General features: G+C 63.8%; 23 protein-coding genes. 9 read left to right on the forward strand and 14 right to left on the reverse strand.

Going from position 1 to position 26,747, the window contains the following annotated elements:
• Nucleotides 1-13: 13 nt before the first annotated feature.
• Complete coding sequence (locus BZG29_RS14215) at nt 14-1,030, reverse strand: aldo/keto reductase (RefSeq protein ID WP_077403874.1); 1,017 nt, start codon at nt 1,028-1,030, stop codon at nt 14-16.
• Between the two features lie 102 nt (nt 1,031-1,132).
• Here BZG29_RS14215 and BZG29_RS14220 point away from each other — a divergent pair, with 102 nt between their 5' ends.
• Nucleotides 1,133-2,035 (forward strand): LysR family transcriptional regulator, encoded by a 903-nt coding sequence (locus BZG29_RS14220; RefSeq protein ID WP_077403877.1) that lies wholly within the window; start codon nt 1,133-1,135, stop codon nt 2,033-2,035.
• 27 nt (nt 2,036-2,062) lie between these two features.
• Here BZG29_RS14220 and BZG29_RS14225 read toward each other — a convergent pair whose 3' ends face one another.
• From BZG29_RS14225 to BZG29_RS14240, 4 genes are all read right to left on the reverse strand, one after another.
• The gene (locus BZG29_RS14225) at nt 2,063-4,312 is read right to left on the reverse strand and encodes a hypothetical protein (protein WP_077403879.1); all 2,250 of its coding nucleotides are present in this window, start codon (nt 4,310-4,312) and stop codon (nt 2,063-2,065) included.
• A gap of 259 nt (nt 4,313-4,571) precedes the next feature.
• The gene (locus tag BZG29_RS14230; protein ID WP_077403882.1) at nt 4,572-5,045 is read right to left on the reverse strand and encodes a DUF6328 family protein; all 474 of its coding nucleotides are present in this window, start codon (nt 5,043-5,045) and stop codon (nt 4,572-4,574) included.
• Between the two features lie 88 nt (nt 5,046-5,133).
• Complete coding sequence (locus BZG29_RS14235) at nt 5,134-5,841, reverse strand: hypothetical protein (protein ID WP_077403885.1); 708 nt, start codon at nt 5,839-5,841, stop codon at nt 5,134-5,136.
• Nucleotides 5,842-5,950: 109 nt separating this feature from the next.
• Nucleotides 5,951-6,163, reverse strand: a complete 213-nt coding sequence (locus tag BZG29_RS14240; RefSeq protein ID WP_034751103.1) for a hypothetical protein — start codon at nt 6,161-6,163, stop codon at nt 5,951-5,953.
• Nucleotides 6,164-6,423: 260 nt separating this feature from the next.
• Between BZG29_RS14240 and BZG29_RS14245 the strand changes: the two genes are divergently transcribed.
• Nucleotides 6,424-6,843 (forward strand): YidB family protein, encoded by a 420-nt coding sequence (locus tag BZG29_RS14245; RefSeq protein WP_034751100.1) that lies wholly within the window; start codon nt 6,424-6,426, stop codon nt 6,841-6,843.
• A gap of 52 nt (nt 6,844-6,895) precedes the next feature.
• On the opposite strand, the gene BZG29_RS14250 is transcribed toward BZG29_RS14245, so the two are convergent.
• Complete coding sequence (locus BZG29_RS14250; RefSeq protein WP_077403888.1) at nt 6,896-8,005, reverse strand: LacI family DNA-binding transcriptional regulator; 1,110 nt, start codon at nt 8,003-8,005, stop codon at nt 6,896-6,898.
• A 167-nt stretch (nt 8,006-8,172) separates the two neighbouring features.
• Entirely contained in the window at nt 8,173-10,275 is a 2,103-nt protein-coding gene (locus BZG29_RS14255; RefSeq protein ID WP_077403892.1) for an Ig-like domain-containing protein, read from the reverse strand.
• 179 nt (nt 10,276-10,454) lie between these two features.
• Between BZG29_RS14255 and BZG29_RS14260 the strand changes: the two genes are divergently transcribed.
• The 5 genes from BZG29_RS14260 to BZG29_RS14280 all read left to right on the forward strand — a co-directional run bounded on the left by BZG29_RS14260 (nt 10,455) and on the right by BZG29_RS14280 (nt 15,010).
• Nucleotides 10,455-11,705: an Hsp70 family protein gene (locus tag BZG29_RS14260; protein ID WP_034781446.1), complete on the forward strand. Its 1,251-nt coding sequence runs from the start codon at nt 10,455-10,457 to the stop codon at nt 11,703-11,705.
• Between the two features lie 119 nt (nt 11,706-11,824).
• Complete coding sequence (locus tag BZG29_RS14265) at nt 11,825-12,454, forward strand: 3'-5' exonuclease (RefSeq protein ID WP_171985014.1); 630 nt, start codon at nt 11,825-11,827, stop codon at nt 12,452-12,454.
• 175 nt (nt 12,455-12,629) lie between these two features.
• Nucleotides 12,630-14,018 carry an SEL1-like repeat protein gene (locus BZG29_RS28670; RefSeq protein ID WP_077409105.1) on the forward strand — a complete coding sequence of 463 codons (1,389 nt, stop codon included), beginning with the start codon at nt 12,630-12,632 and terminating at the stop codon, nt 14,016-14,018.
• A 90-nt stretch (nt 14,019-14,108) separates the two neighbouring features.
• Nucleotides 14,109-14,585 carry a DUF4262 domain-containing protein gene (locus BZG29_RS14275; RefSeq protein WP_077403895.1) on the forward strand — a complete coding sequence of 159 codons (477 nt, stop codon included), beginning with the start codon at nt 14,109-14,111 and terminating at the stop codon, nt 14,583-14,585.
• A complete protein-coding gene (locus tag BZG29_RS14280; protein WP_077403898.1) occupies nt 14,582-15,010 on the forward strand; it encodes a DUF6386 family protein in 429 nt (142 codons plus the stop codon). The genes BZG29_RS14275 and BZG29_RS14280 overlap by 4 nt, the downstream gene beginning before the upstream one ends.
• Before the next feature lie 45 nt (nt 15,011-15,055).
• Here the strand turns inward: BZG29_RS14280 and BZG29_RS14285 are convergent, their stop codons facing one another.
• Nucleotides 15,056-16,843, reverse strand: a complete 1,788-nt coding sequence (locus tag BZG29_RS14285; RefSeq protein WP_077403901.1) for a GGDEF domain-containing protein — start codon at nt 16,841-16,843, stop codon at nt 15,056-15,058.
• A 412-nt stretch (nt 16,844-17,255) separates the two neighbouring features.
• On the opposite strand from BZG29_RS14285, the gene BZG29_RS14290 reads away from it, so the two are divergent.
• The gene (locus tag BZG29_RS14290) at nt 17,256-19,451 is read left to right on the forward strand and encodes a prolyl oligopeptidase family serine peptidase (RefSeq protein ID WP_150130909.1); all 2,196 of its coding nucleotides are present in this window, start codon (nt 17,256-17,258) and stop codon (nt 19,449-19,451) included.
• A gap of 7 nt (nt 19,452-19,458) precedes the next feature.
• On the opposite strand, the gene BZG29_RS14295 is transcribed toward BZG29_RS14290, so the two are convergent.
• The 5 genes from BZG29_RS14295 to BZG29_RS14320 are packed head-to-tail and all read right to left on the reverse strand — an operon-like array spanning nt 19,459 to nt 24,635.
• Nucleotides 19,459-20,382 (reverse strand): STM4011 family radical SAM protein, encoded by a 924-nt coding sequence (locus tag BZG29_RS14295; RefSeq protein WP_077403904.1) that lies wholly within the window; start codon nt 20,380-20,382, stop codon nt 19,459-19,461.
• Nucleotides 20,376-21,755, reverse strand: a complete 1,380-nt coding sequence (locus tag BZG29_RS14300; protein WP_216350305.1) for an STM4012 family radical SAM protein — start codon at nt 21,753-21,755, stop codon at nt 20,376-20,378. The genes BZG29_RS14295 and BZG29_RS14300 overlap by 7 nt, the downstream gene beginning before the upstream one ends.
• Nucleotides 21,752-22,612, reverse strand: a complete 861-nt coding sequence (locus BZG29_RS14305) for an STM4013/SEN3800 family hydrolase (RefSeq protein ID WP_077403907.1) — start codon at nt 22,610-22,612, stop codon at nt 21,752-21,754. The genes BZG29_RS14300 and BZG29_RS14305 overlap by 4 nt, the downstream gene beginning before the upstream one ends.
• On the reverse strand, nt 22,605-23,693 hold the full coding sequence (locus BZG29_RS14310; protein WP_150130910.1) for an STM4014 family protein: 1,089 nt from the start codon (nt 23,691-23,693) through the stop codon (nt 22,605-22,607). Before BZG29_RS14310 ends, BZG29_RS14305 begins: the two co-directional genes overlap by 8 nt.
• Nucleotides 23,694-23,708: 15 nt before the next feature.
• Nucleotides 23,709-24,635, reverse strand: coding sequence for an STM4015 family protein (locus BZG29_RS14320; protein WP_077403916.1), 927 nt, complete (start codon nt 24,633-24,635; stop codon nt 23,709-23,711).
• Nucleotides 24,636-24,906: 271 nt separating this feature from the next.
• Between BZG29_RS14320 and BZG29_RS14325 the strand changes: the two genes are divergently transcribed.
• On the forward strand, nt 24,907-26,010 hold the full coding sequence (locus BZG29_RS14325) for a PEP-CTERM sorting domain-containing protein (RefSeq protein WP_077403919.1): 1,104 nt from the start codon (nt 24,907-24,909) through the stop codon (nt 26,008-26,010).
• Between the two features lie 38 nt (nt 26,011-26,048).
• Here the strand turns inward: BZG29_RS14325 and BZG29_RS14330 are convergent, their stop codons facing one another.
• Nucleotides 26,049-26,624, reverse strand: a complete 576-nt coding sequence (locus BZG29_RS14330; RefSeq protein WP_077403922.1) for an XRE family transcriptional regulator — start codon at nt 26,622-26,624, stop codon at nt 26,049-26,051.
• Nucleotides 26,625-26,747: the final 123 nt, after the last annotated feature.

A 26,747-nucleotide genomic window follows, 5' to 3' on the forward strand; every position in this document is an offset into this window, starting at 1 on the left:
TTCCTTGTCTATATTAGTTGGCGCCAGCTGGCAGCGGAGCGTTGGCCGAGACAAGTTGCTCGGCGCGCATGTCGTGCCAGAAGGCGGCGGGGATGACAGCGTGTAACGCTTGCTGGTCTTCGGCCAGGCGTTCCGGACGGCTGGCGCCGGGGATCACGGCGGCGACAGCGGGATTGGCCAAGGAAAATTGCAGGGCGGCAGCCTTCACGCTGATGCCGTGGCGCGCGGCAATCGCCTTGATGCGTTCTACTTTGGCAATGATTTCGGGCGTAGCCTTCTGGTATTCGAAGTGCGCGCCGCCGACCAGGATGCCCGAACTGTAGGGACCGCCCACGACGATGTCGACGTTCTGGCTTGCCGCGGCCGGCATCAATCGCTGCAGCGCCCGTTCATGGTCGAGCAGGGTGTAGCGGCCGGCCAGCAGGAAGGCGTCCGGCTGCGCTTCGCTTAAATCCAGGGTCAGTTCCAGTGGTTCCACCTTGTTCACGCCCACGCCCCAGGCCTTGATGACGCCTTCTTCGCGCAAGCGGGTCAGCACGCGGAAGGCGCCCGTGCGGGCAATCTCGAATTGCGCCAGCCAGTTGTCGCCATGGAAATCCTGGGCGATGTCGTGCACCCAGACGATATCGAGGTGGTCCGTATCCAGGCGTTTCAAACTGTCTTCGATCGAGCGCAGGGTGGCGTCGGCCGAGTAGTCATCGACGATCTTGTTCTTGCGGCCGAATTCGAACAATCCCCCTTTTTCGCCCAGTTCGCGGGCGGCCGGGTCTTCCAGTTCGTCGAGGATCAGGCGGCCGACCTTGGTGCTCAGCACGTAATCGTCGCGGCGGCGCTGTTTCAGGGCGGCGCCCAGGCGCAGTTCGGCCAGGCCAGCGCCGTAGAACGGGGCCGTGTCGAAGTAGCGGATGCCGCTGTCCCACGCCGCGTCGACGGTCGCCAGCGCTTCCTGTTCCGGAATGTTGCGGAACATATTGCCCAGCGGCGCCGTGCCGAAACCCAGTTTGCCTGTCAGTAAGTGTTTGATTGTCATGGTGTTTTCCTTCAATGTGTGGATCAGTGAAGACAGAATAGCTGGACAAGTTAAGCCTGTCCAAGACATAATTGGCGTAACTTGAGTCCTGAAAGGTCTGATATGCTGGACATACGCCAATTGCAATACTTCATCGCCGTCGCCGAGGAAGAACACGTGGGGCGGGCCGCCGAGCGCCTGCATATTTCCCAGTCGCCGCTGAGCCGGCAAATCGCCCAGCTCGAAGACAGGCTGGGCCTGACCCTGTTCGAGCGCAGCGCCCAGCGCATCCGCCTGACGCGCGACGGCCATACCTTCCTGGCCGAAGCGCGCGCTTTTATTACCCACGGGAACCGGCTGGAAGCGCTGGCGAAACGCCTGGGGCGCGGCGACGAAGGGGGCCTGTGCATCGGCTACATCGAAAACGCCATGCATGCGGGCGTCTTGCCCGACGGTTTGCGCGCCTTGCGCGCCACCCGGCCGCAAGTGCACGTGGCGCTGTACAACCTGCATTCGGCCGAGCAGATCGAGGGCTTGCGCCAGCGCAGCCTCGACATCGCGCTGCTGTGCGAACCGCCGCTGCCGAACGACCCGGACCTCGATTGCGCGCAAGTGCTGAGCGACCCCATGCTGCTGGCCTTGCCCGCGACGCATCCGCTGGCGGACAAGGCCCAGCTGACCCCGGACGACCTGGCGGGCCAGGAGTGGATTGCCGTGCTGCACAAGGAAAGCGTGCTGAAACACGATAACTTCATCGCCGCCTGCGCGCGCGCCGGTTTTACGCCCGACATCCGCATGGAAGCGACGGAGCCGCTGACGGCGCTGGGCCTGGTGGCGGCCGGGCTGGGCATGGCCATGATCCAGCACAGCCTGCGCCAGCACGCGCCGGCCGGCGTTGTCGTGCGCGAACTGCCGTGGTTCAGCTACCGCACGCCCCTGTGGCTGGCCTGGCATAAGGTCAATTTGCGTCCGCTGGTGGGGATTTTCCGCGCAACCTTGCTGGAACAGGCGGGCGCGCTGGCCTGACGGGGTGCCCGCCAGGCCGCTCTGGCATCAGGCGCTGCCGGGCCGCGGAGCGCGTGGCCTAGCCTTGGCGATGACGGGGACATCCGTCAGCCTCGCTTTCAGGCGCGCAAACTGCGGCCAGCAGGGGATGGCCAGCTTCTGGACTTGCTGCGCTTGCCGCTCGGCTGGCAGCTTGCTCCAGGAGTCGACATGCAGGTGTCCGTTCTTGATATCGATGCTGTAACGGGCCGTGTACAGCGCTGGCGTATCCTGCACTTCGAACAGCCAATGGTCTTCGTTCTTCCTCTTCGTCACGCTACGGTGATGGATGCTGGCAAATAGCGTGCCATCCTTGCATGGGGACAGCGATCGAATGCCGATCAGCGGCGGGTAGGTCCTGGTCTTGCGTTGCCTGTCCCACCACTTGTTTTCCTCACGGGCATCCCTGTCGCCGATCAGCGCATCGGGCGAGTGCGTCATCCACCTTGGCTTGTCGATCAGCCCGCGCAGGCAGCTGATGACCGAGGCGTGCGTGGCGCACGCCATGCCCCATGGCCCGAAAACCCAGAGAAAGTGTGAATCGACGTCGATGCCGCCATAGCTGCCCCACGGAGACGGCACGTAGCGCAGTGTGTTTAAATAGTCGACATAAATGTCGCCGGAAGAGGCGAGCGCGCCATACAGGATGGCATGCTCTTCGCCCTTGCCTTGCAGTAACTCTTGTGGCATGGCGTCCCCGTGCGGATCGCCAGGCAAGGTGGCGGGCGGGTGGTGCAGCGCGCGCACATTGACGATGCCGGATCTGGTGGTCGCTTTCCAGCCGATTTCCTTCAAGGTGTCGTTGGCATCGATCGCAAACAGTTTGACGGCGCCGCTGTTGCCATCGTTGCGTGCCGCATACACGAACGAGGTATCGCGGTCCTTGGGGGAGGGGATGGCCCAGACGTCATGGAATTTATCCGGGGAAATCATTGCGCGGCCAGAAATGTCGACGGCGGCCGGGTCTACCCAGCCGTGCTCCATGTCTCCGTTGTCGGACAAGACCCAGTGCTGGCAAAAAAAGATGCGGTAGCGGGCCTGCAGCGAGCCCGCGAATGTTCCGGGAATGCTCATGGCGAAGCGGCGGCCGCGGTCGTAAGGCCCCATTTGCAACAGGGTCCAGTCGCCAGGCTCCATGACCTTGCCTCCCGTGGCAGCGTAGAGGTCGGACTTGTTCCTGTTTCTATTGTTATAGTTGTTGTTCAGGTCACTGTTTTCACTGGCGCCGAGGTAGACGAACAGTCCCCGCGTGCGTGCCACCGGCTCGACGGCCTGCATGAACCGCAGGATCAGATCGTTACCGTCGTCCCACAGCTTCGGTATCGCCTCGACGGTTGCACTGAGCATCATCAAACGATCATAGATCGCGTCGAATTGGTGCTGGAACTTCCTGTAGTCCGGGTTTTTATTCGAGGCGTCGTCCAGCCGTCGATTCAATACGGCAAGGTTTGCCATGGATGCCAGGGCCATGTTGGCGAGCAGGGAGTCGGCGTAGGTGCGGCAGAAAACGCCCAGGATTTCCGGCCATTGGGGCAGTTCCTGGGTTTTCGGGTCCTTCAGCCATTCCGCGGTCGCCCATTTTTTGTATAACAGGGAAATCTTGTCGTGTGCCTTGTTGATGGAAACGAGGCAGGTATCGAGACCTTTGTGGAACGTCCTGAGGTCCTCTTCCGTCTTCATGGGAAGTTGCAACAGGAGCGGCAAGTCTGCTCGCATGCGATACACGGTGCGCGTATATTCGTCGACGACATCGGCATGCTCTTGCGCATTGCGCAGTTTTTCGTCCGCGTTCAGCCCCTTGATCGCTTCGATGATCTGGTCCTTGAGAGAAGGCTGCTCTTCGCCGAAATACGTGAGGAGCTGACCGACGAGGCCAAACAGCGCCGCAAACGCCACGCCATACGGGCCGGCAGCGACAGAGAAGCCGGCGAGTATCTGCATGCCGGAAGCGCAGATATTCATCAGCGCGGCACTGCCGTTGATATGGTCGCCGGCCTTGAAGGCGGCAGACGCGGACAGCATGGCGTCGACCATATCGGGCAGGTTTGTGTCGATGGCATCGAGAATGTCCTTGGCATCTTTCCTGGCCTTGTCGCCTGATTTCTCGTCGTGCAAGGTGCGCAGCGCATCCTCATACGTCGTCTGTATCTCGCGGGTGGCCGTCGCAATGATCTGGATCTGTTTTTTTTCCTTGGTCGATTGCGCATGCACGTTCATCAGCGCAAGCTGTCTCTTGATTTGGTCGAGATCGGCAGTCAAGTTGTCATCCTTCCATTGCGGCCAGGCGCTATTGGGAAAAGAAAAATATTGCTTCTAGAATAACATGGGCGACTGGGTGCAGAGGCAACATTTGACGGCAAGAAACCGGCGCAGCGGCACGCGGCGGCCGGCACGCTGGCGCCACTGGAAGAAGAAATGGACGGGCATTGCCGGGTTGACCGGCAATATTGTCATACAGTAAATCAAAACGGCTATGCTTTCGCTAGTCAGCCGGCGGTGGCGGCAGCACCAACCCCGCTTATATTTTCCTGCTGCGCTTCAGGTGCAGGGGCAGCAGCCACCACATGCAGACGATGAGCGATCCCATCAGCACGCAGGCGACGATGCCGGCGACGTGGCCGAACACTTCCGACATCACCAGATTGGTGCCGAGGATGAACGCCAGCGCCAGCGAAAAGGCGCCGCACATCATGATGCGGTCGGCCACGCGCTTGAAACGCTCGCGGTCTTGCAGGGGGCGCATCACGCGGTGCTGGATCGCCGGCGCGCTGAGGAGCACGAGGCTGGTCATGGACAGGAAAAACGTCAGCAGGAAGACGATTTTTTCCGCCTGCACGATCTTCGCGAAGCCGCCGTTGAAGGGCAGGATGATGAGGAAGGCCGTCAGCATCTGCGCGCCCGGCAAGAGAATGCGCAATTCGCTGAGCAGGTCGGACAAGTCGCCTTCCTCGCCTGGCTGATTATTGTCGTCATGTGGCGGGCTGTGCGGCATGGCGCTCTTCCTGTTGGTGGCGATGGGGCCAGTCTACGCACAGGCGGCCAGGCCGACTGTGGGCGGGCGCACCTTCAGACGCATTGCGTCAGAACCAGTGCGGGTAGCGTTGGCGCAGCCGCCACAAGGGCGTCGAGACGATGGCCGCGGGACTGTGCGAGGCGTCGTGGCCGCAATGGCCGCAACTGTGGCGCCGGTGCGGCGCCAGGGCGAAGTCGCCCAGGTCCAGGTGCGGGTGGCCGCAGCGGGCGCAGTCGCTGCAGCCCAGCGGTGCGCCAGCCTGCAAGGCGGCGGCGAACGCCTGCGCGGCGGGCGGCGTGATATTCAGTTGCACTATGTCGGGAGGAAACAGGCCGGGCAGGGCGCGGCAGTCGATGGCCAGCGCGGCCGCGTCGCGCGCCAGCAGGGCGCCGCCGTCATTGGCCCGGGCGCGCAGTTGCAGCAGGCCCTCCGGACCCAGGCGCAAGGTGGCGGCGTGGAATTGCGTGGGGTCGAACAATTCCGGATACAGCACATAGCCCATGGGGCTGGCGTGCTGGCGGCACTGCATGGGTTGCGCGGATGGGCAGGCGGCCAGGTCGGCTTGCGTGCCCCAGTAGCACTGGTGCGTGCGGCACCAGTGGCGTGCCGCGCCATTGCGAAATTTTCCAGCGGGCAGCAGGTCGCACACGATGATGGCGTCCAGTCCCGCGCCGGCGCGAAAGTGGCCCGTGATGTGGGACGTGGCGACGGCAAGATGGCCCGTGCTCGCGTGCAGGGGCCAGCAGATGCCGGGCAGGGTCAGCGGGGTGGGCAATGGCGCCTCCGCGCGGCTATCGGCTTGCCAGCCGCTCGCTGGCCGGAAGCAAAAAACCCGCCGGTTGGGGCGGGCTGGGCTGACGGGGATGCCTGAGGCATGGCCCGGTCTATTCTTCCGTATCGGCCAGGGTGACGATGGCGCGCGCCCACTTCGAGTATTTCAGGTTTGCCAGGTCGCGCACGGTCTTGATATTGAATGCCTGCTTGAGCAGCTCCGCATCCTTCTCGCTCACGCCTTGCAGCGCATCGACGGGTGCATCAGCGATTTCCTTGAACGTCTTTTTTTCGTAAGCCTTGTCTACCGCTTTATTGATGTTCATGTGTTGATACTCCTCAGTAAGTAGGAAAATTAATTCTACACGTTTTTGAGAACCGTCAATTTACGCTTGCAAGTTGTGCCGAACTAAATATGATGGAGGTGGGCGCCTCGACCGTGAGGCCGTCTGTGCGTTCGCCTTGAGATTGTAATTATGTCACTGTTATTATTCATAGTATAATGATTTCCATGGCGGAGAATGGTCTGCGCCATGCCGGACACCGCGGTCACGCGGCACCAATCGATAGCGTTCAGGAGAATACGATGAGTTTGCTAGATCAACTTGCAGGACAGGCGATGAGCGCTTTGGGCAATAAAAGTGCTGACGGGGAAGCCCCATCGGGATTGATGGCCAGCGTGATGGACCTGGTCAACCAGCATGGCGGCTTGCCCGGCCTGCTGCAGAAATTCCAGGAAAGCGGCCTGGGCGACCAAGTGGCCAGCTGGATCGGCACCGGCGCCAATGCGCCCGTCTCCGGCGAACAGATCAAGGATGCGCTGGGCAGCGACACGATCACCCAGATCGCTGAAAAAGCGGGCGTCGCCCCGGACGCGGCTTCGGGCGGCCTGGCAGCCTTGCTGCCCCAGCTGATCGACAAGCTGACCCCGGACGGCCAGGTGCCGGAAGGCAATGACCTCGTCAGCCAGGGCTTGAATATGCTTAAGGGCAAGATCTTCGGTTGATTCCCTGGTCTTGCAAGTGAAAAACCTCGCAGCGATGCGAGGTTTTTTGTTTTCAGGCGGCGGCCATCATGCCGAGACGTTGCGCCATATACGCCGGTTCGCTGGTCAGCCTGGCCGTACTGCCTTCCACCAGATACGAGCAGTACCGTCTCCGCTCGGCGCTGCCGCCGCGTCGTTCCATCAGCTCGCCCAGCATGGCGACGGCGTCGGCGGCCATCTTTTGCACGGGCTGGCGCAGGGTGGTGATGTCGTAGCTGAGCCAGCCGGACGCTTCCAGCGCGTCGAAGCCGGCCACCGACATTTGCAGCGGCACCTGGATGCCCATCTGGTGGCGCGCCGTGTCCAGGCAGCCGATGGCCATGATGTCGTTGCCGCAAATGACGGCGTCCGGCACGCGGCCCAGGCGGTCGATGACCTTGCGCAAACCCCGTCCGCCGCTGGCGTAGTCGTAGTTGCCGCTGACGACGATGGGCGCGGGCAAGCCCAGGGTCAGCAAACGGTCCAGCATGCCGGCCTTGCGTTCCTGCGCCACGGCCGAATCGCCGGGGCCGTCGATGATGGCGAACTGGCGGTGGCCCGCTTCGGCCAGGCGCGAGACGAGCAGGCGCGCCGCTTCGCCCTGGTCGCACAGCACGGCATGCACGGCGTGTTCGCGCGGGCTGCGGTTGAACAGCACCAGGGGCACGTCGCGCCGGCCGAATTCGGCCATCTGCTCATCCGACAGGGAGGCGGCCACGACGGCGCCGTCGACCTGGTATTGCCACACATCGCTCAAGACCTTGCCGATGTCCGCTTCGCGCTCCAGGGTAAACAATAGAAGGCGCTTGCCCTGGCGGGCGATGTGCTGGCTCAGGTCGGACAATACTTGCGGATAGTACAGATTGGCCAGGTTGGAAATGATCACGGCCACCAGATTCGAGCGGCGCGTGATCAGGCTGCGCGCGGCCGCGTTGGGGATGTAGTCGAGGCTGATGGCCGCCTGCATGACCTTGGCGTGGGTGGCTGGCGAGATGCTGGCGCCCGGCTTGAAGCAGCGCGACACGGCCGATTGCGACACGCCGGCCAGCAAGGCCACGTCATACGAGGTCACGCGCCGTCCGGCGCCGGGTACGGCGCGGCTGGCGGTGCCGGGTGTCCGGGCTACAGTATTCTTTTTTCGCATATTGGTCTGGCAAGCAACCTGTCTCAAAGTATTCCTGCAGGCCCGGCCGCTTGTGGCTGCCTGGGCGGGCAGAATGAGCATAGCGCAAAAGATTGCCGCATGGCAAGACTGTTTTCTTGTTCATGTTGCAAAAAATATGACTGAATGGCAAGTGGTATGCTTGCTCCTCAATCGGCGCTGTCGCAGGGGCCGCTGCCATACGGGCTGAGGCGTCCCGGCGGGTCCACGCGGCGCGCGCTGAAATCGCTGGCCAGCGTGGGTAATGGAAAATCTGCCGTGGCGCTCGCCTCCGTGCCGCTGACGGTGCCGCGCACGGTCAGGGCCACGTGCACCCAGGAACCATAATTGCGCGGATAGCTGACGGTGACGGTGGCCATGCCCAGCGCGTCGCTCAGGCCGCTGGCGCTGACGGTCAGGGGGATGCCCGGGTCGAGCACGCCATTGCCGTTGCGGTCGTAGGCGGCGTCAAAGATGCCGTTGCGCAAGACGTCTTCATTGGCGCAGCTGTAGAGGGGCAGGGCCAGGCGCCAGACGCCCGTGTCGGGGAATTCGGGCTTGTCCGCCTGCCACACGTAAGACCCCTTGGCATAGCGGCTGGGCCAGGCGGCGGCCGTGATGGCGACGCCCGGCACGGCATTGCCGGCGCTGTCGGACACGAACACGGCAAAGTCCTTCTGCAGCACGCCGGCCGAATATTCGCGCAGCAGGCTGCCCGTGCCCAGCTTGATCGACAGCGCTTGCCGCGCCACCGTCAGGCGCACGAGCGCCGTGGCCGCCGCTTGCGGCGCGCCTTCGATGCGTGCCTGGATCAGCACGCCGTCGCGCCCGCTGTCGGCCGGCCCCGCCACATACACGGCGCGCGCCAGGCCATCGCTGCCCGTCAGCACCCGGCCCGCCTGCCGCAGGTAGCCGCCGCTGGGGTCGCTCAAGATGGAAAACAGCACGGGCGCGTTCTTGACCAGGTTGTTCGCCGCGCCATCGCGCACCACGGCGCTGATTGTGCTGATACTTGTGCTGACGTTGTCGGCCGAGGCCGCCGAAGTGGTCGTATTGGCGCGCAGCACGGCCGGCTCCGCCTGCACGGCCAGCTTGCTGGCGCCGCTCAATGGCGCGACGAATTCCAGCCGCGTCTGTGCCGTGGGTCCGCCCGCCACGGCGGCCGTGAGGGTGGCCACGCCCGCGTTGGCCGATTGCACATAGCTGCGCGGCAAGTTGCCATTGCTGAAAATCAAACTGGCAGGCAAGGCCTGGCTGCAGGCGCTGTCGCTGAACAGGCTGCCGCGCGAGGTCGACAGGCTGGCGCTGCCCGCTTGCGGCACGCCCGCCTTGTCATAGCGCGCGTCGATGGGCTGGCACGCCAGGGTCGCCACTTCCGCCAGCACGTCCGCGCCGCTGGCGTCCTGGCCCACGGCCGGACTCAGGCGCAGGTCGCTGCCGGCCACGGCATACGCTTGCGTGGCGGCGGTGCCCAGCGCGCTGACGGACACGGCATCCTTGCCCAGGCTGCCAGCCGTCAGGCGCAGCACCAGCTGGCCTTGCGCATTGCTGAGCGCCGCGCCCCCATCCTTGACACGCACGCCGTTGCCGGTGCCCGTGCTGTAGGCGATGGCGGCGCCGGCCACGGGTTTGCGCGCCGAGTCGCGCACGGTGACGGTGAGGTCGGCGCCCTGGCCCAGCATCAGGGCGGCCGGCCCCAGCACTTCCACGCTGCTGCCGGTCACCGCTACCGTGCCCTTGCCGCTGCGCGCGCCGACAGTCGCCGTTACGGTGATGCTGCGGTTGCTGTTGGCGCCGCCGGTCCCCAGCAGGGCGCGCGCCTGGCCGTTCTTGTCCGTCACGGCATCGACGCTGCCGAGGATGCCGGAATCGGCGGCAAAGGAAATCTTTGCGTTTGGCAAGGCGAGGTTGGCGCCATCCTTGACGAGGGCCGTGACGGCCACCTCGCTGCCGGCCAATCCCGCCGAGGCCAGTTCCGTGCTGGAAAAGACCAGGTTGACGGCGCTGGCCAGGCTGGCCGGCTCGGGCGGCGTGACGGGCGGAATCACGGGTGGCGTCACGGGCGGGGTGACTGGCGGCTTCACGGGCGGCACGGTGGGCGGCGGGCTGCCGCCGCAGCCTGCCGTGCTGTGCAGCGAGCAGCCGGCGCCGGCCTGGGTATCGGCCGAACCGCCGCCGCAGCCGGCCAGGGAAACGAGGAAGGTCGCCAGCACGGTAGCAGGCAGCAAAGCAGCGGGCAGGTGGCGCGGGCGGCGCAGCGGGGTGAGGGGCACGATGGGTCTCCGGAAGCTTGTTGAGTTGCTCGGCATCAATTTCCCAAGAGTAGCTTTTGCGCGCGGCGGCTACTTGATGCAAAGCAAGCTTATGCTGTTGACCTCGTCGAACGGGTTTTGCTGGTGCAATAGCCTGCCTTCTGATAACATAACGCCCCTTTATTCAGGGAAGGGTCGACATGGCCAATGCTTGCGGCGTCGATTTCGGCACGTCAAATTCCACGGTAGGCTGGGCACGTCCCGGGCAGAGCACCATGCTCGGCCTGGAAGATGGCAAGACGACCTTACCGTCCGTCGTCTTCTTCAATGCGGAAGACGAGGAAGTCAGTTTTGGCCGCGCGGCGCTGGCCGGCTATCTGGCCGGTTACGAGGGGCGCTTGATGCGCTCGCTGAAAAGCTTGCTGGGCACGAGCCTCATCGATGGCCAGACGGAAGTGGGCGGCCGCGCCTTGCCGTTCCGCATGTTGCTGGCGCAATTCATTGGCGAAGTGAAACGCCGTGCCGAGCAGTCCGCCGGCCGCGAATTCTCGTCCGCCGTGTTCGGCCGTCCCGTCTTCTTTATCGACGACAATGCGCAAGCCGACCAGCTGGCGCAAGACACGCTGGCCGAAGTGGCGCGCTCCGTCGGTTTCAAGGACGTCGCCTTCCAGTTCGAGCCGATTGCCGCGGCGTTCGACTACGAGTCGCAAATCGACAAGGAAGAACTGGTGCTGATCGCCGACATCGGCGGCGGTACGTCCGACTTTTCGCTGGTGCGCCTGTCGCCGGAACGGGCAAAGAAAACCGAGCGGCGCGACGACATCCTCGCCACCGGCGGCGTGCACATCGGCGGCACGGATTTCGATAAATACCTGAGCCTGTCTTCCGTCATGCCCTTGCTGGGCTACGGCAGCCGCCTGCATAACAATAGCGAAGTACCGTCCAGCTATTATTTCAACCTGGCGACCTGGCACACGATCAACCTGGCGTACACGAAAAAGATCTGGGTGCAGCTGGCCGACGTGTGCCGCGATGCGCGTGAGCAAGACAAGATGGGGCGCCTGCAAAAGCTGATCGACGAGCGCGCCGGCCACTGGCTGGCCATGAAAGTCGAAGAGGGCAAGATTGCCCTGTCCGACGCGGCCGAAGTGCAGCTGGAACTGGACCGTTTGTCGCCCGCGCAAAGTCTGTTGCTCAAACGCACGCAGTTCGACGAGGCCATCGGCCACCTGTGCGGTTCCGTGGAAGAAACCGTGCTGCGCTTGCTGCGCGACGCGGGCGTGGCGCCGGAAGCCGTCGACACCGTGTTCTTCACGGGCGGTTCGAGCGGCGTGCGCTTGCTGCGCGAAAAGATCGCAGCCCTGGTGCCGGCCGCGCGCAAGGTCGAGGGCGATCTGTTCGGCAGTATCGGTGCGGGACTCGCGCTGGACGCCGTGCGCAAGTTCGGCTGATAAAATGTGCATGGCGGCGTTGCCGCGTCTTGCCGTACTAGTGTACTGTCTGCGACGCGGCGCCTTGCCCTGCGCATTTTATCGATACATCCACTGTTGCACCCACGAAAGAGCGCCCCATGAATGTGTTTGACAAACCGATCGTCATGATCGACTTCGAGACGACCGGTTTATCTCCCGACATGGGCGACCGCATCACGGAAGTGGCGGCGCTGCGCATCGAGGGCGGGCAGATCACGGACCGCTATGTGACCTTGATCAACTGCAATGCGCGCATCCCCTCGTTCATCACGGGCTTGACGGGCATCACGCAGGCGATGGTGGACAAGGCGCCGCCCGTGGCCGAGGTAGTGCCGCAGCTGCTGGATTTTATCGGCAGCGATGCCTTGTCGGCGCACAATGCCAGCTTCGATGAAAAATTCCTGCGCGCGGAAAGCGCCAGGCTGAACCTGACACCTGCGCACCAGTCGCTCGTGTGTTCCCTGAAACTGTCGCGCCGCGTGTTTCCCGGCATGGCCAGCTACAAGCTGGGGCTGCTGTCCAGCCAGCTGGGCATCGCCTTCAAGAGTGCCGCCCACAGGGCCGAATCCGATGCGGAAGTGGCGGCGCAAGTGCTGATCCATATCGGCCGCCATTTGCGCAGCAGCTATGGCATCGCCGACGTCGACGCGGACTTGCTGGTCTCGCTGAACAAGCTGGCCGCCGCCAAGGTGCCGCAATTCCTGCAAAAACACCCATCACGCCGCTGATCGCCATGCCTGCCTAAGCGGGCTCATCAAAACGATATAATTTTGTTATTTCGTTTGAGCCTGCTCAAGTCCTTCCCCCGCATCGAATTTAAAATTTAAGCAACACATGATTTCGCCGCCCTGGGCCGCCGTTTTGCGCGTGCTGCCAGCAAGCGCAATGTGGATGGGGGCGCACATGGACAAGCACCATACTGCCAGAGATAGCCACGAGGCGTATATCTGGTTCCGCACGGCTGCCGAGCAGGGCAATGCCTACGCCCAGTTCAATCTGGGCTTGATGTACAAGAAGGGCGAAGGCGTGGCGCAGGACGATGCGCGCGCCTTTGTCTGGCTACGGCTGGCCGCGCTGCAAGGGCTGGCGTTCGCGCAAAACCATCTGGGCGCCCTGTATTACCACGGCCGCGGCGTGGCGCAGAGCGACGAGGACGCCGTGCTGTGGTTTCGCCGCGCGGCCGCGCAGGGCGATGCCTCGGCCCAGCAAAACCTGGGACAGATGTACCGCAAGGGACGCGGCGTGCTGCAGAGCGACGAACTGGCCCTGGCGTGGTTTTACCGCGCCTCCGAACAGGGCGTGGCCAGCGCGCAATCGCTGCTGGGCGAAGCCTATGCGCAAGGGCTGGGCGCGAAAAAGAACGATGCGCTGGCCCTGGCCTGGTTCCGCAAGGCCGCCTTGCAGGGCGATGCGCAGGCGCAGCTGAACCTGGGGCTCGTCTACAAGCGGGGCCAGGGCGTGGCGCAAAGCGATACGCAGGCGCTGGCCTGGTTCCGCCAGGCCGCTGCCCAGGGCCTGGCCGTGGCGCAGCGGCAACTTGGCGTGGCGTATGCGGAAGGCCTGGGCGTGGCGCCCGACCAGCTGCGCGCCTACGCCTGGCTGCAGCGGGCGGCCGAGCAGGATGACGCCGACGCCCAGTTCAACCTGGGCCTGATGCTGGCGCGGGGGCAGGGCGTGGACAAGGACGAGGCGCGCGCCGTCGTCTGGTACCGGCGTGCCGCCCTGCAAGGTCATTGCATGGCGCAATACAATCTGGGCGGCATGTTTGCGGGCGGGCGCGGCGTCGCCCGCGACCTGCGCCAGGCGCTGGACTGGTATGCCAGGGCGGCGGCCCAGGGCGCGTCGAATGCGCAGTTCAATCTGGGCGTGATGTATGCCAATGGCCAGGGCGTGGAGCGCGACGAGGTGTGCGCCGTGCGCTGGTACCGCACGGCGGCCGAGCAGGGCGATGCCAGCGCGCAAAACAACCTGGGCGTCATGTATGCGAGCGGACACGGCGTGCCGCAAGACGATGGCCTGGCCGTGCAATGGTATGCGCGCGCGGCCGGCCAGGGCCATGCGCTGGCGCAGTACAACCTGGGCGGCATGTACAACAGCGGGCGCGGCGTGGAGAAGGATCCCGTTTGCGGCTATATGTGGCTGGCGCTGGCGGCCGAGGGCGGCGATAGCGGAGCGGCCAGGGCGCGGGAAGCGGCTGCCGCCAGGCTGGAGCCGGCACAGCTGCAAGAGGCGCAGCAGCGCATGCGGCAATGGCACCAGGTGCGTTCCCCGCCACGGCCACCGCGCGACTGAAGCGTGGGCGCGGACGCGGGCTGCATGCGATAATTGCCGGCAGGAATGTCGCGAAGGCGGCGTGGTTTTTGGCACAGCGAAAGGCGGAACATGGTAAGGCAGGCAGGCGAGGATGCATCCGAGCAAAAAGTCATCGACGACATCGCCACGCATGGCTGGCATGGCGTGCATATCAGTGCCGATGAAGAGGGCCCCGGCTATGCCTTCACGATAGGCGCTTGCCACAGCTTTGGCCAGCCTGAATTTCTCATCATGGGCTTGCCGCGCGCCATGGCCCACCAGATACTCGACGTGGCGCTCGATGCCGCGCGCAGCGGCGCCATCACGGATTTCACGGCCACTACGGACGTCTTGCTGGAAGGCCATCAGTGCGCCTTCGTGCGCGTGCCTGTCGAGCAATACCGCAACTACGTCGGCTATGCGCGCTGGTATTACCAGGGCGATGATTTTACCGTGTACCAGATCGTCTGGCCGTCGCGTGATGGCTATTTTCCATGGCAGGCGCAAGCCAGTGCGCAGTACGTGGAAAGCCAGCCCCTGCTGGGACCGGCGCCGCTGGCCGCATGACGAGAATCGTGACCGGCACGGCTACCCTGTGCGTGTTCGACCCGGCCCTCCTGCGCCACAAGCTCGACGATGACTGCGACTGGTGGAGCATTCCCGGTGCGGAGCTGGCGGCCGTGAATGCGGGGCAAGTGGCGTTTTTCAACGTGGGCGGCGACGGCGCGTATGACATCGCCTTGCACGCCGAACTTGCCGAGCCGCATGTGGTCGTGCATCTGGCCGTGGTCTCCGGCCGCGTCTTCATCGGCGCCGGGGAAGACGTCACCGGCGGCGGCCTGGAACCGGACACGGCATATGGTGGCCTGTTCGTGGACGTGCCCGCGGGCAGTTACCGCCTGCAGGCGCGCCGCGATGAGGCACGCATCAGCCTGGCATTCGTGCCCGATGCCCGCAGCAGCAATGCGTTTGGCGACCTCGTGCGTATTTGAGCGCGCCTGGCTTGGCCCCATCCAGCTTTTGACTCTTGCCCCTGGCTACGCATCCATGCGCGCCACGCCCGCGCCTTGCCGCCGGTCCAGGAACAGGCTGTTGCCGTGGATTTTCTTCGCCTGCTTCTTCGCTTCCGCCGCCTGCGTGGCAATCTGGTGGTGCGTGTAATACTGGTGCGCCTCGACCTTGATGACGCCCAGCGACAGGCTGATCAATGAGTAAAACACTTTCTTGCCTTGCCGGTCTTCGCTGATGTAGCCGCCCCGTTCGCAGTCGCTGCTGCTGTAGTAGGCGAGGATGGCGGCAGCGAAGTCGTCCAGCATGGCCTGGCAGCGCGTTTCCCAGTCTTCGCTCTGGAACAGGATCATGAAATCGTCGCCGCCGATGTGGCCGATGAAGTCGCGGTTCGGGTCGCAATGGCCGCTGAGGATTTCTCCCGTCAGCTGGATCACGTCGTCGCCCTTGCGGTAGCCGTACACATCGTTGAAGGGCTTGAAGTGGTCGAGGTCGCAGTAGCAGACCCAGAAGCGGCTGCCGCTGTGCAATAAGCGGTCGATATGCTCGTTGATGGGCACGTTGCCGGGCAATTGCGTCAACGGGTTGGCGTAGCGGGCCGCATTGATCTGCATTTGCGTGATTTCGCGCATCAGGTCGTGTCCCGTGCCCATGCCCAGGTAGCGGCCGTGTTCGGTAATGATGAAACCGTTGAACAGGTGGTGGGCGCTCGATTGCACCATGGTGTAGCTGAGTTCCTGCAAGCTCGTTTCGTGGTCGGCGATCAGGGGGGTGGCATCCATGAACAGGCTGCACGATTTCTTGCCATACAGTTCGCGTTGGTACGGACGGGCGAAGTGGTCGATCATCTCGAAGCGGCTGATCAGGCCCAGCGGCACGCCGTCGTCGACGACGGGAATGATCATCAGCTTCGGGTCTTTCAGAAAAATATCGTACACCTCGTTATTGTTTTTCTCGGGCGAAACGGCGGCCACGCGGTGCAGCAGCTTGCGGATGCTGGCGCCGTTCTTTTCCAGGCTGCTGCGCTGCGGATACACGGCCACGCCGTTGCGCCCCAGCGCCTGCACCACTTCGGCCGGCAAGGCGCGCGCCGGCACCGCGTTGGGCCGGCCCAGGTGATAGCCCTGGCCGAACGCCACGCCCAGGTCGCGCAAGACCAGCAATTCCGTCTGCGCCTCGATGCCTTCGGCGATCACCAGGGTGCCCGATTTCTCCGCGATTTCCTGGATCGAGCGCACGAACTGCAGTTTCACGGGGTCATTATTGATGCCCTGGATGAAATGCATGTCGATTTTCACGTATTCGGGGCGCAATTCCGACCACAGGCGCAGGCTGGAAAAGCCTTCGCCCAGGTCGTCGATGGCGATCTGGAAACCCATGTTGCGGTAGTGTAGTACCGCTTCGCGCATCAGCTCGTAGTCATACGTGGGCTGGTTTTCCGTCAGCTCGATGATGACCCTGTCCGGATTGATGCCGATGTGCTCGATGTATTCCAGGGTTTCGCCGTGGCGGGCATTGCGCAGCAACAGGCATTCCGGGCTGACGTTGAGAAACAGTTTTCCTGGTAACTGCAGTTCCGCAAAGCGTTCGAGCACCACTTGCCGGCACAGGTGTTCCACTTCCAGGGTCAGGTCATGCGCGCGCGCCACCTTGAACAGATTCATCGGCGCGTGCAGGGGGCTGTCGGACGGCCCCCGTATCAAGCCTTCGTAGCCGATGATGTCGCCGCTGTGCATGTGGATGATGGGCTGGAACAGCGCGCTGAGCTTGCGGCCCGCCAGGATATCGTGCAAGGCATCCGTCCCTTCGATGCTCATGGATACCGATGACGGCTTCAGGTAAGCCACGTTCGATGGCACCGCGCCGGGCGGCGCGGCGGTGGCGGTGGGGAGGGCGAGAGTGTGCATAGGCGGATGTGGCGGCACGGCCTCTGGACGGGCCATGAACATGTTGCCGATAGTAAAGAAGATTTATGACGGCTTGATGAAACGACTTTGTTTTTGATAATGTTTCTTGCATGAACGTCAGTTTGCCGATTCCGGCGAAAGCGAGATTTATCATGGTCATTCATGTAAATTTCCCAAACAAAAGACGGTAAATCCACCGGATAACTGTGCTTTAAAAGTGGCAATCCGCGCTATGATTTCTCTTGGCGAAAGTCAACATGGGCAGCCGCGGCGTATGCAGGCGGCCTGCTTTCCTCGACATCCAACAATGAGACAACAACCCATGCAATTACGTAGTGCAACCCTCATATTCAGCTTGATGGCCGCCTTCGGTGGCAATGCCCTGGCGCAAAGCGCCGCGATGCCATCGTGCCCGGCCGGCGACGGCGCCCCCGTGACGTATCCGGTCAGCAAAAAAGTCGACCAGCAAGACAGCTATTTCGGCACCACCATCGCCGACCCGTACCGCTGGCTGGAAGATGCCAACAGCGCCGAAACGGGCGAGTGGGTTGCGGCGCAAAACAAGCTGACGCAATCGTATCTGGGCACCATCCCGGAGCGCGCCGCGATCAAGCAGCGCCTGACCAAGCTGTGGAACTATGAGCGTTTCTCTACGCCAACGAAGCAGGGCGGCCGTTACTTCTACAGCCGCAATGACGGCTTGCAGAACCAGGCCGTGCTGTACACGGTGAAAAAACTGGCGGACGAGCCGCGCCTGCTGCTGGACCCGAACACCCTGTCCACGGATGGCACGGTGGCGCTGGCCGGCACTTCGATCAGCCCGAACGGCAAGTACCTGGCGTATGCCACGTCCGCTTCCGGTTCCGACTGGAATGAGTGGAAAGTGCGCGACATCGAATCGGGCAAGGATTTGACGGACCACATCAAGTGGGCCAAGTTCTCCGGCGCTTCGTGGACCAAGGACAACACCGGTTTCTTCTACAGCCGCTATGACGCGCCGAATGAAGCGACCAAGCTGGCCGATATCAATTACTTCCAGAAATTGTATTTCCATAAGATCGGCACACCGCAAAGCGACGACGTGCTCGTCTTCGACCGTCCCGACCAGAAGGAATGGGCGTTTGGCGGCAGCACCGTCAGCGACGACGGCAATTACCTGATCATCACGGCCACGCAGGGCACGGAACGCAAGAACCGCATTTTCTACAAGGACTTGCGCCAGAAGAACGCCAAGGTGGTCGGCTTGCTGGAAGCGTTCGACGCGTCGTACTCGTTCATCGACAATGACGGCCCCGTATTCTTCTTCAAGACGGACAACAAGGCGCCGAAATCGCGCGTGATCGCCATCGACACGCGCAAGCCGCTGCCCTCCGACTGGAAAGAAATCGTGCCGCAAAGCGCGGAAACCCTCGTTGCCGTCAACCTGATCAACAACCAGCTGGTGCTCGATTACCTGAAAGATGCGCAAACGCAAATCAAGATCGTCGGCCTGAACGGCAAGCTGGTGCGCGAAGTGGCCTTGCCGGGCATCGGTTCGGCTGGCGGCTTTGCGGGCAAGCGTGGCGACACGGAAACGTTCTACTCGTTCACCAGTTTCACGACGCCGGCGACCATCTACCGCTACGACATGAAATCGGGCAAGAGCAGCGTGTACCGCCAGCCGAAGGTCGATTTCGACCCGAACGCCTTTGAAACGCGCCAGCAATTCTTCACCAGCCGCGACGGCACCAAGGTGCCGATGTTCATCGTCTCGAAAAAAGGCATGAAGCTCGACGGTTCCAACCCGACCTACCTGTACGGCTATGGCGGCTTCAATATTTCGCTGACGCCTAGCTTCTCCGTGGCGAATCTTGCCTGGGTGGAAATGGGCGGCGTCTACGTGATGGCCAACCTGCGCGGCGGCGGCGAATACGGCGAAGCCTGGCACCAGGCTGGCACCAAGCTGAACAAGCAAAACGTGTTCGACGATTTTATTGGCGCAGCGCAATGGCTGGTGGACAACAAGGTCACATCGCCATCGAAACTGGCGATCGGCGGCGGCAGCAATGGCGGCCTGCTGGTGGGTGCGGCCATGACGCAGCGTCCGGACCTGTTCGCCGCGGCGATCCCGCAAGTGGGCGTGCTCGACATGTTGCGTTTCCACAAGTTCACCGTGGGCTGGGGCTGGGTGCCTGACTACGGTTCGTCGGACGATGCCGAGCAGTTCAAGGCGCTGGTGAAATACTCGCCGCTGCACAACCTGAAGGCGGGCGGCTGCTATCCAGCCACCATGATCACGACGGCCGACCACGACGACCGCGTCGTGCCTGCCCACAGCTTCAAGTTCGCCGCCGCCGCCCAGGCAGCGCAAGGCGGCGCGGCGCCCGTGCTGATCCGTATCGACAGCAAGGCCGGCCATGGCGCCGGCAAGCCGACGACCAAGCAGATCGAAGAAGTGGCCGATCGCTGGGGCTTCCTCAGCCGTTCGCTGAAGATGACGCCGGTAGTGGCGGAGCCGGCCAAGGTGGCGGCGCAGTAAGTCTTATTTAAACCCCAAGACAGACACTGGGGTCGGACCCTGAGGGTCCGACCCCGGCCCTTGTCTCTGGGGCTATTCTAGCCAATACCCCCTCCCCAAACACGGCCTGAAACGGCAAATCCTTGCGCTGCGCATAGCCGATATAGCAATCGCACTTGAAGCGCGGGCAGGATTTTTCCTGCAGCAGGTCCGCCAGGTCGTCCGTGTACAGGTTGCCCAGGCGCTCGGGCACGAAATGGCAGCGCGCCAGTTCGCCGTCGCCATCGACGGACAGCGACGTCTCGCCCGCCAGGCACGGTTTATTGCGCGAGGGCGAAGGGCGCCGGTTTTGCGCGAACCACGGGTCGACGGCGTCGAGCCAGGCCAGGTCTTCCACCGCGTAGTAGCCGGGACCACGCCGGTCATACGCGTTCAGCCACAGGTAGACGTGCGCGGGCAGGGCCGCGCGCAGGGCGCGGATGGCATCCAGGTGTTCATTCATCGCCACGACGCCGACGGAATAGCGCACGCCCATGGCGTCCAGGCGCGCGCAGCGTTCGAGAAAGCGGGCCAGTGTCGTCTGGTCCGGGTGGTAGGTGCACCACAGGCCGATCTTTCCCAGTCCGTCCATCCCCTGCAGCCAGTTCAGGGGGCCGGACAGATTCGTTTGCAGCGCCACCTGGCGCACGTGGGGCAGTGCGGCCAGGGCTTGCATGGCTGCGCGGTAGTGGCGCCGCACCAGCGCTTCGCCCCAGGGGGTGAACAGCACGCCGATGGGGCGCGTTTGCCGCGCAATCCAATCCGTAAAACGCGCCACTTCGCGCGCATCGCGGGCCAGCGCGGCGCGGCTGTCGCGCTTCTTGGCAAACGGGCAGTAGCCGCAGGCGTAGTTGCAGCTCGCCAGCGTGCCCCGGTACAGCAGGGACAAAGTGCCAGGCTGCGTTGTCAGCACGCCTGGCCCTCTTGCGCCATCAGCGCGCGCACCGTCTCGGAGGCCAGCCAGGGGCCGATGGTGTCGGCATAGCTGTAGCCCCGCTCGTTCAGCCGCAGCAGCGGACCATCCTCCTGCACCAGCTCCAGCGCGTGCAATTCGGCCAGCTGCGGCAGATCAATCTCGCAGCGCGTGCCGAAGCGGGCCGCGTAGGCGTCGCGGTCCAGGCCCGGTTCCGTCAGCAGCGACTGGATCACATAGCGCCGGCGCTGTTCTTCCTCGTCGAGCACGTAGCCGTGTTCGGCCTGCGCGAAGCGCGCCTCGTCGAGCGCCAGGTAGTTGTCGATGATATTGATGGTATCAAGCCGCGCCACCGCGTATTCGCTGGAGTAATGCAGGCTGGCCGTGTACGAGCGCGCGCCCGCGCCCAGGCCCACCATGCCGTCATTCTGGCAGCAGTACGAGGGACCGTTTTGTTCCGGCGCATGGGGAGCGCGGAACATGCGCATCGATACCTGTTCGTAGCCTTGCGCGCGCAAATGGTCGCGCGCGGCCGCGTACAGGGCCAGCCGGCTGTCGCCGTCCTGCGCCAGCATGATGGGGTTCAGCGTACCGGCGCCTTTGCGCCGCGCGATCTTGCCAAGGCCCGTCTGCTCGCGCACATATAGCGGATACAGATAGATTTCCTCGGGCCGGAAGGCCAGCGCGCTGTCGATGGACGCCAGCAGGCTGGCGACGGTTTGCCCCGCGATGCCGTAGATCAGGTCCAGGTTCAGGGTGGGAAAACCGGCGTCGCGTATCAGGCCGATGGCGTGATGAACGGTGGCGTTTTGCTGGGGCCGCGCCAGCGCGCGCATCTCGCCGGCGGCAAAGCTCTGGATGCCCAGGCTGACGCGGTCGATGCCGTGCGTGCGGCAGACCGCCAGCCGTTCGGCCGTGATGGTTTCGGGCGAGGCTTCGATGCCGGCCGGCGTGGCTTGCAGGTCGATGCCGAGGATGTCGCGCGCGCCGCACAGCAGGGTGTCCAGCTGCGCCGGCGACAGATAGGTGGGCGTGCCGCCGCCCAGCGCGAAGCGGGCGAAGCGCCGTTCGCCCAGCGCGCCGGCCAGTGCGCGCATCTGCACCAGCACTTGCCGCACGTAGCGTTCGACCATGCCGGCGCTGGGGCGGGCCATGGCGAACAGGTTGCAAAAGCCGCAGCGCATCTCGCAAAACGGAATATGGATATACGCGAACAGGGCGGAGCGGTCTTGCCGCGCCCACAGGGGTGCCAGGGGCGCCGCCTGCGGCAAGGCGCGGTAGGCCGCCTTGTGCGGATACGAATACGAATACGCCTGGTAGGGCGTGTGGCGCATGCGCTGCGCCAGGGTGCCAGGTTGTTCGGCTGGGTTCACGGTGGGGACTCCTTGGGACGTGTATCGGGGGCGATGAAGAAGTGCGCATACGGCACGTTCCACACGCTGTCGTGGGCGATGCGGTGGCCGCGGTAGCCGTCTTCGCCATAGGCGCTGCCGTGATCCGAGCAGACGATGGCGAACGTGGGCGCGCGCGCGGCGCAGGCGGCAAGCAAGGGCGCCAGCGCGCCGTCGACATAGCGCAGGGCTGCCGCATGGCTTTCCAGGCAGTCGGCGCGGCAGCCGGGCAGGTAGGCGCGGTTCGGCGTGTGTAGGGCGGCCACGTTGATGAACAAAAAAGTGCGCTGCTCGTTTTGCGCCAGCAGCCGGGTCGCCAGCGCCACCTGTTTTTCGGTCGAATGGCGGCTGGCTACGCCCATGCCCGCGCTCCAGTGGCTTTCCTGGAACAGCGACGGCAGCACGCAGCCCAAGGCGGTTTGCTTGTTGAAGAAGCCCACGCCGCCGATGCAGATGGTGCGGTAGCCGCGCGCGGTCAGCGCGGCGGGAAGGTCCGCTTCCTCGAAGGCGAACGTGTGCTTTGACGTCGTTTCGCTGCCCGCAAAAGCGCTGGCGAACAGGCGCGGATGGCGGCCCGGCGCGGCTGGCGTGGGCAAAAAACCCGCGAAGAAGGCCTGGTGCGCCGCATAGGTGAACGTGGCGGGCGAGTGCCGGCGTTCCCAGCCGCCCGGCGGTAAGAAACGCCCCAGCACGGGCAATTCGCCCGCCTGGTACAGCGCTTGCGCCACGTCAAAGCGCAGCGTGTCGAGCGTGAGGAAGACGATATCGTGGCTGCCGACGATGGCGTGCATGTCGGGGATGGCGTGCATGTCGGGGATGGTCGGTGTTTCTTTAAGCATGGGCCAGTTGCGCCGTGTAAGTATCGATGCCTTGCCAGAGAAGGCCGGGCAGCAGGTCGCCGAAGGCGTTCGCTTCCAGCACGTGGGCCTGGCCCTGGCGCACCACGAGGTCGTAGCCCGTCACGTGGCTATGGGGGAAGGCGCGCGCGGCCAGGGCGGCGGTGTCTTCCAGCGCGGCCAGGTCGGCTGCGTTCAAGAGGCCGGACGCCTCGCCGCGCCGGTTGTCGAGGTGCAGATTCGTCATCATGTGCTGTCCGATGCGCGCCACCCGGTGTGCGGGCTGGCCCGCCAGGGTCACGACGCGCAGGTCGTAGTGGCTGTCGCCGCAGCGCGGCTTGTTCAGCCACGCTTCCGCATACAGCTCCTGCGCGGCCAGCGCGTCGACGAGGGCGGCGATGTCGTGCCGCGTTTCATAGCGCGCCATGCGCTTGACATTGAACAGGCGCGCCGCGCCGTCCCCATGCTGCAGGGCGGCCGAGGTGGTGGCTTGCTGGCGTCCTGCCTTGTTGCGGCGGTAGGCGACGACGCCGGACGCGGACGAGCCGTAGCGCGGCTTTAAATACACGCGGTCAAGCTGGCGTTCATGCAGCAGCGACTGCAGATGGTCGTAGCCTTGCACGGGCCCCAGCAAGTCGGGTATCGGCACGCCGTGCGCGGCCAGGTGGCGCTGGCAGGCCAGCTTGTCCGTCATGACGGTGATTTCGCCCGGCGCATTGAATACGCGCGTTTGCGGCAGGTCAAGCAGTTGCGCCGCCAGGGCAGTCATGGCGGCCGTAAAACCGGCGAACCAGGCATCCATGGCCAGCAGTTCGCCATGTTCGGGCGCGCGCGCGGGTGGGCGGTCCAGCCGGAGGCAGCCCGCCTGCAGCAAGAGCCGGTGGGCGACAGGATCGTCGCCGGGCGGCTCGATCTTCAACAGGCCGGGCTGGCGCAAGGCGTCTGCCAGCAGCGCCGGCTGCGCCAGCCAGTCGCGCCATTCCAGCACCTGCGCGGGCGGCAGGCGCAGTTGCGCGCGCGCCGCCTGCATCAGGCGCACGCGCTTGCTGCCCTGTGTCGCCAGCAGGGTGAGGGGTGTGGCCAAAGGAAGCAGCTCCGCTTACTCTCCCACCGCCACGTAGCGGTAGCTTTCGCCGTCGTCCTCGTCCGCTTCCTGCGGATCGTCCAGCACCACCTCGAAAGGCAGCGCCTTCAGCTTGGCCTGGTTTTCCTCGGAGATGTAATGGTGCGACAGGTCCAGGCGCTTCAAGCCGCCCAGCTGCGTGTGATTGAGCACGGCCACGGCGCCCAGGTCGCCGATGGTGCCCAGCGACAGGTCGAGCGTGTCGAGCTGCGCCACCAGCGGTTCCTCGGCCAGCCAGACGGCCAGGTCGTCGGCGATTTCCGCGTCGCGCAAGCCCAGATATTTCAGGGTCGGCACGGTCAGCTGCGCCAGCACCTTGCGGTACAGGTCCACGTCGCCCGAGAAGCCGTATTCCTCGGTACCCAGCCACAGCTCCAGGTGTTCCAGCTGCGGCATGCTCGATTGCGCCAGCGCCTCGGCGATCTTTTGATCGAGGCCGCCCGCTTCGATGGTGAAGCGGCGCAGGTGCTGGTGCGCGAACGGTTCGATGACGAGCTCATTGCCGCCGCGGATGCGCAATTCTTCCAGCAGCGGGAAAGCGTCCAGCAGGGGCTTGTAGCTGCCTTGCACGATCCACGAGATTTCGCATTCCTCGTACGTCATGTCGCCGATGAACAGGGCGCGCAAGTTCGGCAGCTGCGGCGCGTGGGCGATCAGCGCGGCCATCACTTCGTCGGCGCCCGATTCGTACGGATCGCCCCACATGCCGATGATCAGCGCTGCGAGCGCGTTCTGGTCCGCCTTGGCGAGAAAGCCGGCGATCAGCTCGTCCATCTTGCGCTTGTCGTCGTATTCCAGCGACAGGCGGTAGACGATGCCGGGCGAGGCGTCGAAGGGCAGGTCAGGGTCGTACTGGACGACTTTCTTGTTGTGGAAGGTGGTGGTGCTGTCGGAAATGGTCATCGCGTGGGCTCCGTTAAAAACAGTTGGGGCCTGGATGCCGCGCAGGGGCGTAGCAAAGATGGGGCGAGCCGGGATGTGCTGCGGCGCTCTGCAAAGACATCCAGGCCTGGAAATCTTGTCTATTGCGAAATCTTAGCATGGACAAAAGGACTTATTGCGCACGGCTGCGCGGCAACGCAGCGACCGGAAATGCCTTACAAACAACAATGTTGTCAAATAAGTTTACATTTTTGATATTTAACCGTATCGTGTATTTTTCTTGGAGGGAATAATGAAAATAATCCGGAGAATCGCGCTGCCCTTGTTTTGCGCTTGCGTCAGCACGCCGGCGCTGGCACAGGGGGCGCCGGCATCGCCGCCCCGGTTTTCGGTCACGGTGTTCGAGAATGCATCGCTGGCCAATCTGAGCGTGGGCAGCATCAGCGCCATGGGGCAGATTTACGGCGTGGGCCGACTCGACGGCGTCGACATGGTGTATGCCACGGCGGGCAGCCAGTTGACGGTGGCGCCGAAGGCCGCGGTGAGTAACCTGGTGTTTGCCAGCAATGCGGCAGGGGATAGCCTGATACGCTCGGCCGGCAGCAATGGCAATGCGCTGGTGCACATCCTGTCGGGCGGCGTGGCGACTTCGCTCAATATCGCCGGGCAAACGACCTGGTCCGGCACGATGAATGCTGCAGGGCAAGTTGCCTTCAATGCGGGGTTTGGCAGCTATGCCACCTTCGACTACACGACGAAAGCCTATCTGTACGACCCGCAAACGGGCATACGGGCGCTGGGCACCCTGGGCGGCAAGGACAGCTATGTCACGGGCATCAATGACGATGGCGTCGTCGTCGGCGCTTCCGCGATGGCGCCGACGCCCGGCGGCGCGCAAGGCTTCATGTACAAGGATGGCGTGATGACCAGCGCGACGGGCTGGGGCGGTTACCAGAGCACGATTTCGGGCATCAACAATGCGGGCCAGATGGTGGGCCATGTCACCCCCGACTGGAACCAGGACCGGACGCGCGGTTTTCTCAAGACCGACGGCAACAACACGTTCCTGAAATCCATCTCCACACCGATCGGCGTGGATGGCTTGGGCCAAGTGCTGGGGGCAAACGCCATGTTCTACAGCAATGGGGTGACTTACAGCCTGGAAAGTCTGGTGCAGGGTGAGGCGGGCTGGAGCTACATGGCCGTCGGCGGCATCAACGAGGCGGGACAGATTTCCGCGCGCCGTTGCCAGTCGTTCATTTGCGAGATTGTCCGCCTCGATCCCGTCAGCGCCGTGCCCGAGCCGAAAACCTATGCCATGTTGCTGGCTGGCATGGCCTTGCTGGGCTTTGCGGGGCGCCGGCGCCGGCAGCGCCCGTGTGATGCCGTAACGTAATACTTTCTGCCAGACAGGATGGAGGATGGGCCGGCGCGCTAGCGGTGGATCACCACCAGCAGCGCCTTGCCCTCCGTTTTTCCCAGATTCCTGATGGTATGCGGCAAGTCCGCCGGATACCTGGCCGTGCCGCCATTCTTGACCTTTTTCTTCGCCGTCCCCACTTCCAGCTCCAGGTTGCCGTGGATCACCGTCAAATGCTCGGTGGTGCCCGGATCGTGCGGTTGCGACGCCAGTTCGCCACCGGGCGCCAGGGTCACTTCATACCATTCGTATTTGCCCGCCAGCTCCATCGGCCCCAGGATGCGCAGCACGTAGCCCGCGTGGTCGCCGGGCAGGGTGGGGGTTTCGTGGGCGTCCGTGATGCGGATGGTTTCCACGGCTTTTTCCGCGCTGGACAGCAATTCGCCGATCTGCACGCCCAGGGCGTTGGCCAGGCGCCACGTGATGGCGATGGTGGGATTGGCCTTTTCGCGCTCGATCTGCGACAGCATGGACTTCGAGACGCCCGCGATGCGCGACAAATCCTCCAGTGTCAGGCCGCGCGCAAGGCGCAGCCGTTGCAGGGTGGCACCCACTTCGGGCGGAGAATTGGTCGAAACGCTGGTTTTCATCGGCAGGTGGCTTGCAAAGTTCAAAAGGCTTGGGTAATATCCACTATATTGAATTTCAGTTCGAAATAGTGGATTTTGAGGAAAAACACGGAAACGTGTAGACTTCAAACAGCGCTTCACGGT

It is taken from the genome of Janthinobacterium sp. LM6 (assembly GCF_002002885.1).
GTDB classification, from domain to species: domain Bacteria; phylum Pseudomonadota; class Gammaproteobacteria; order Burkholderiales; family Burkholderiaceae_D; genus Janthinobacterium; species Janthinobacterium kumbetense.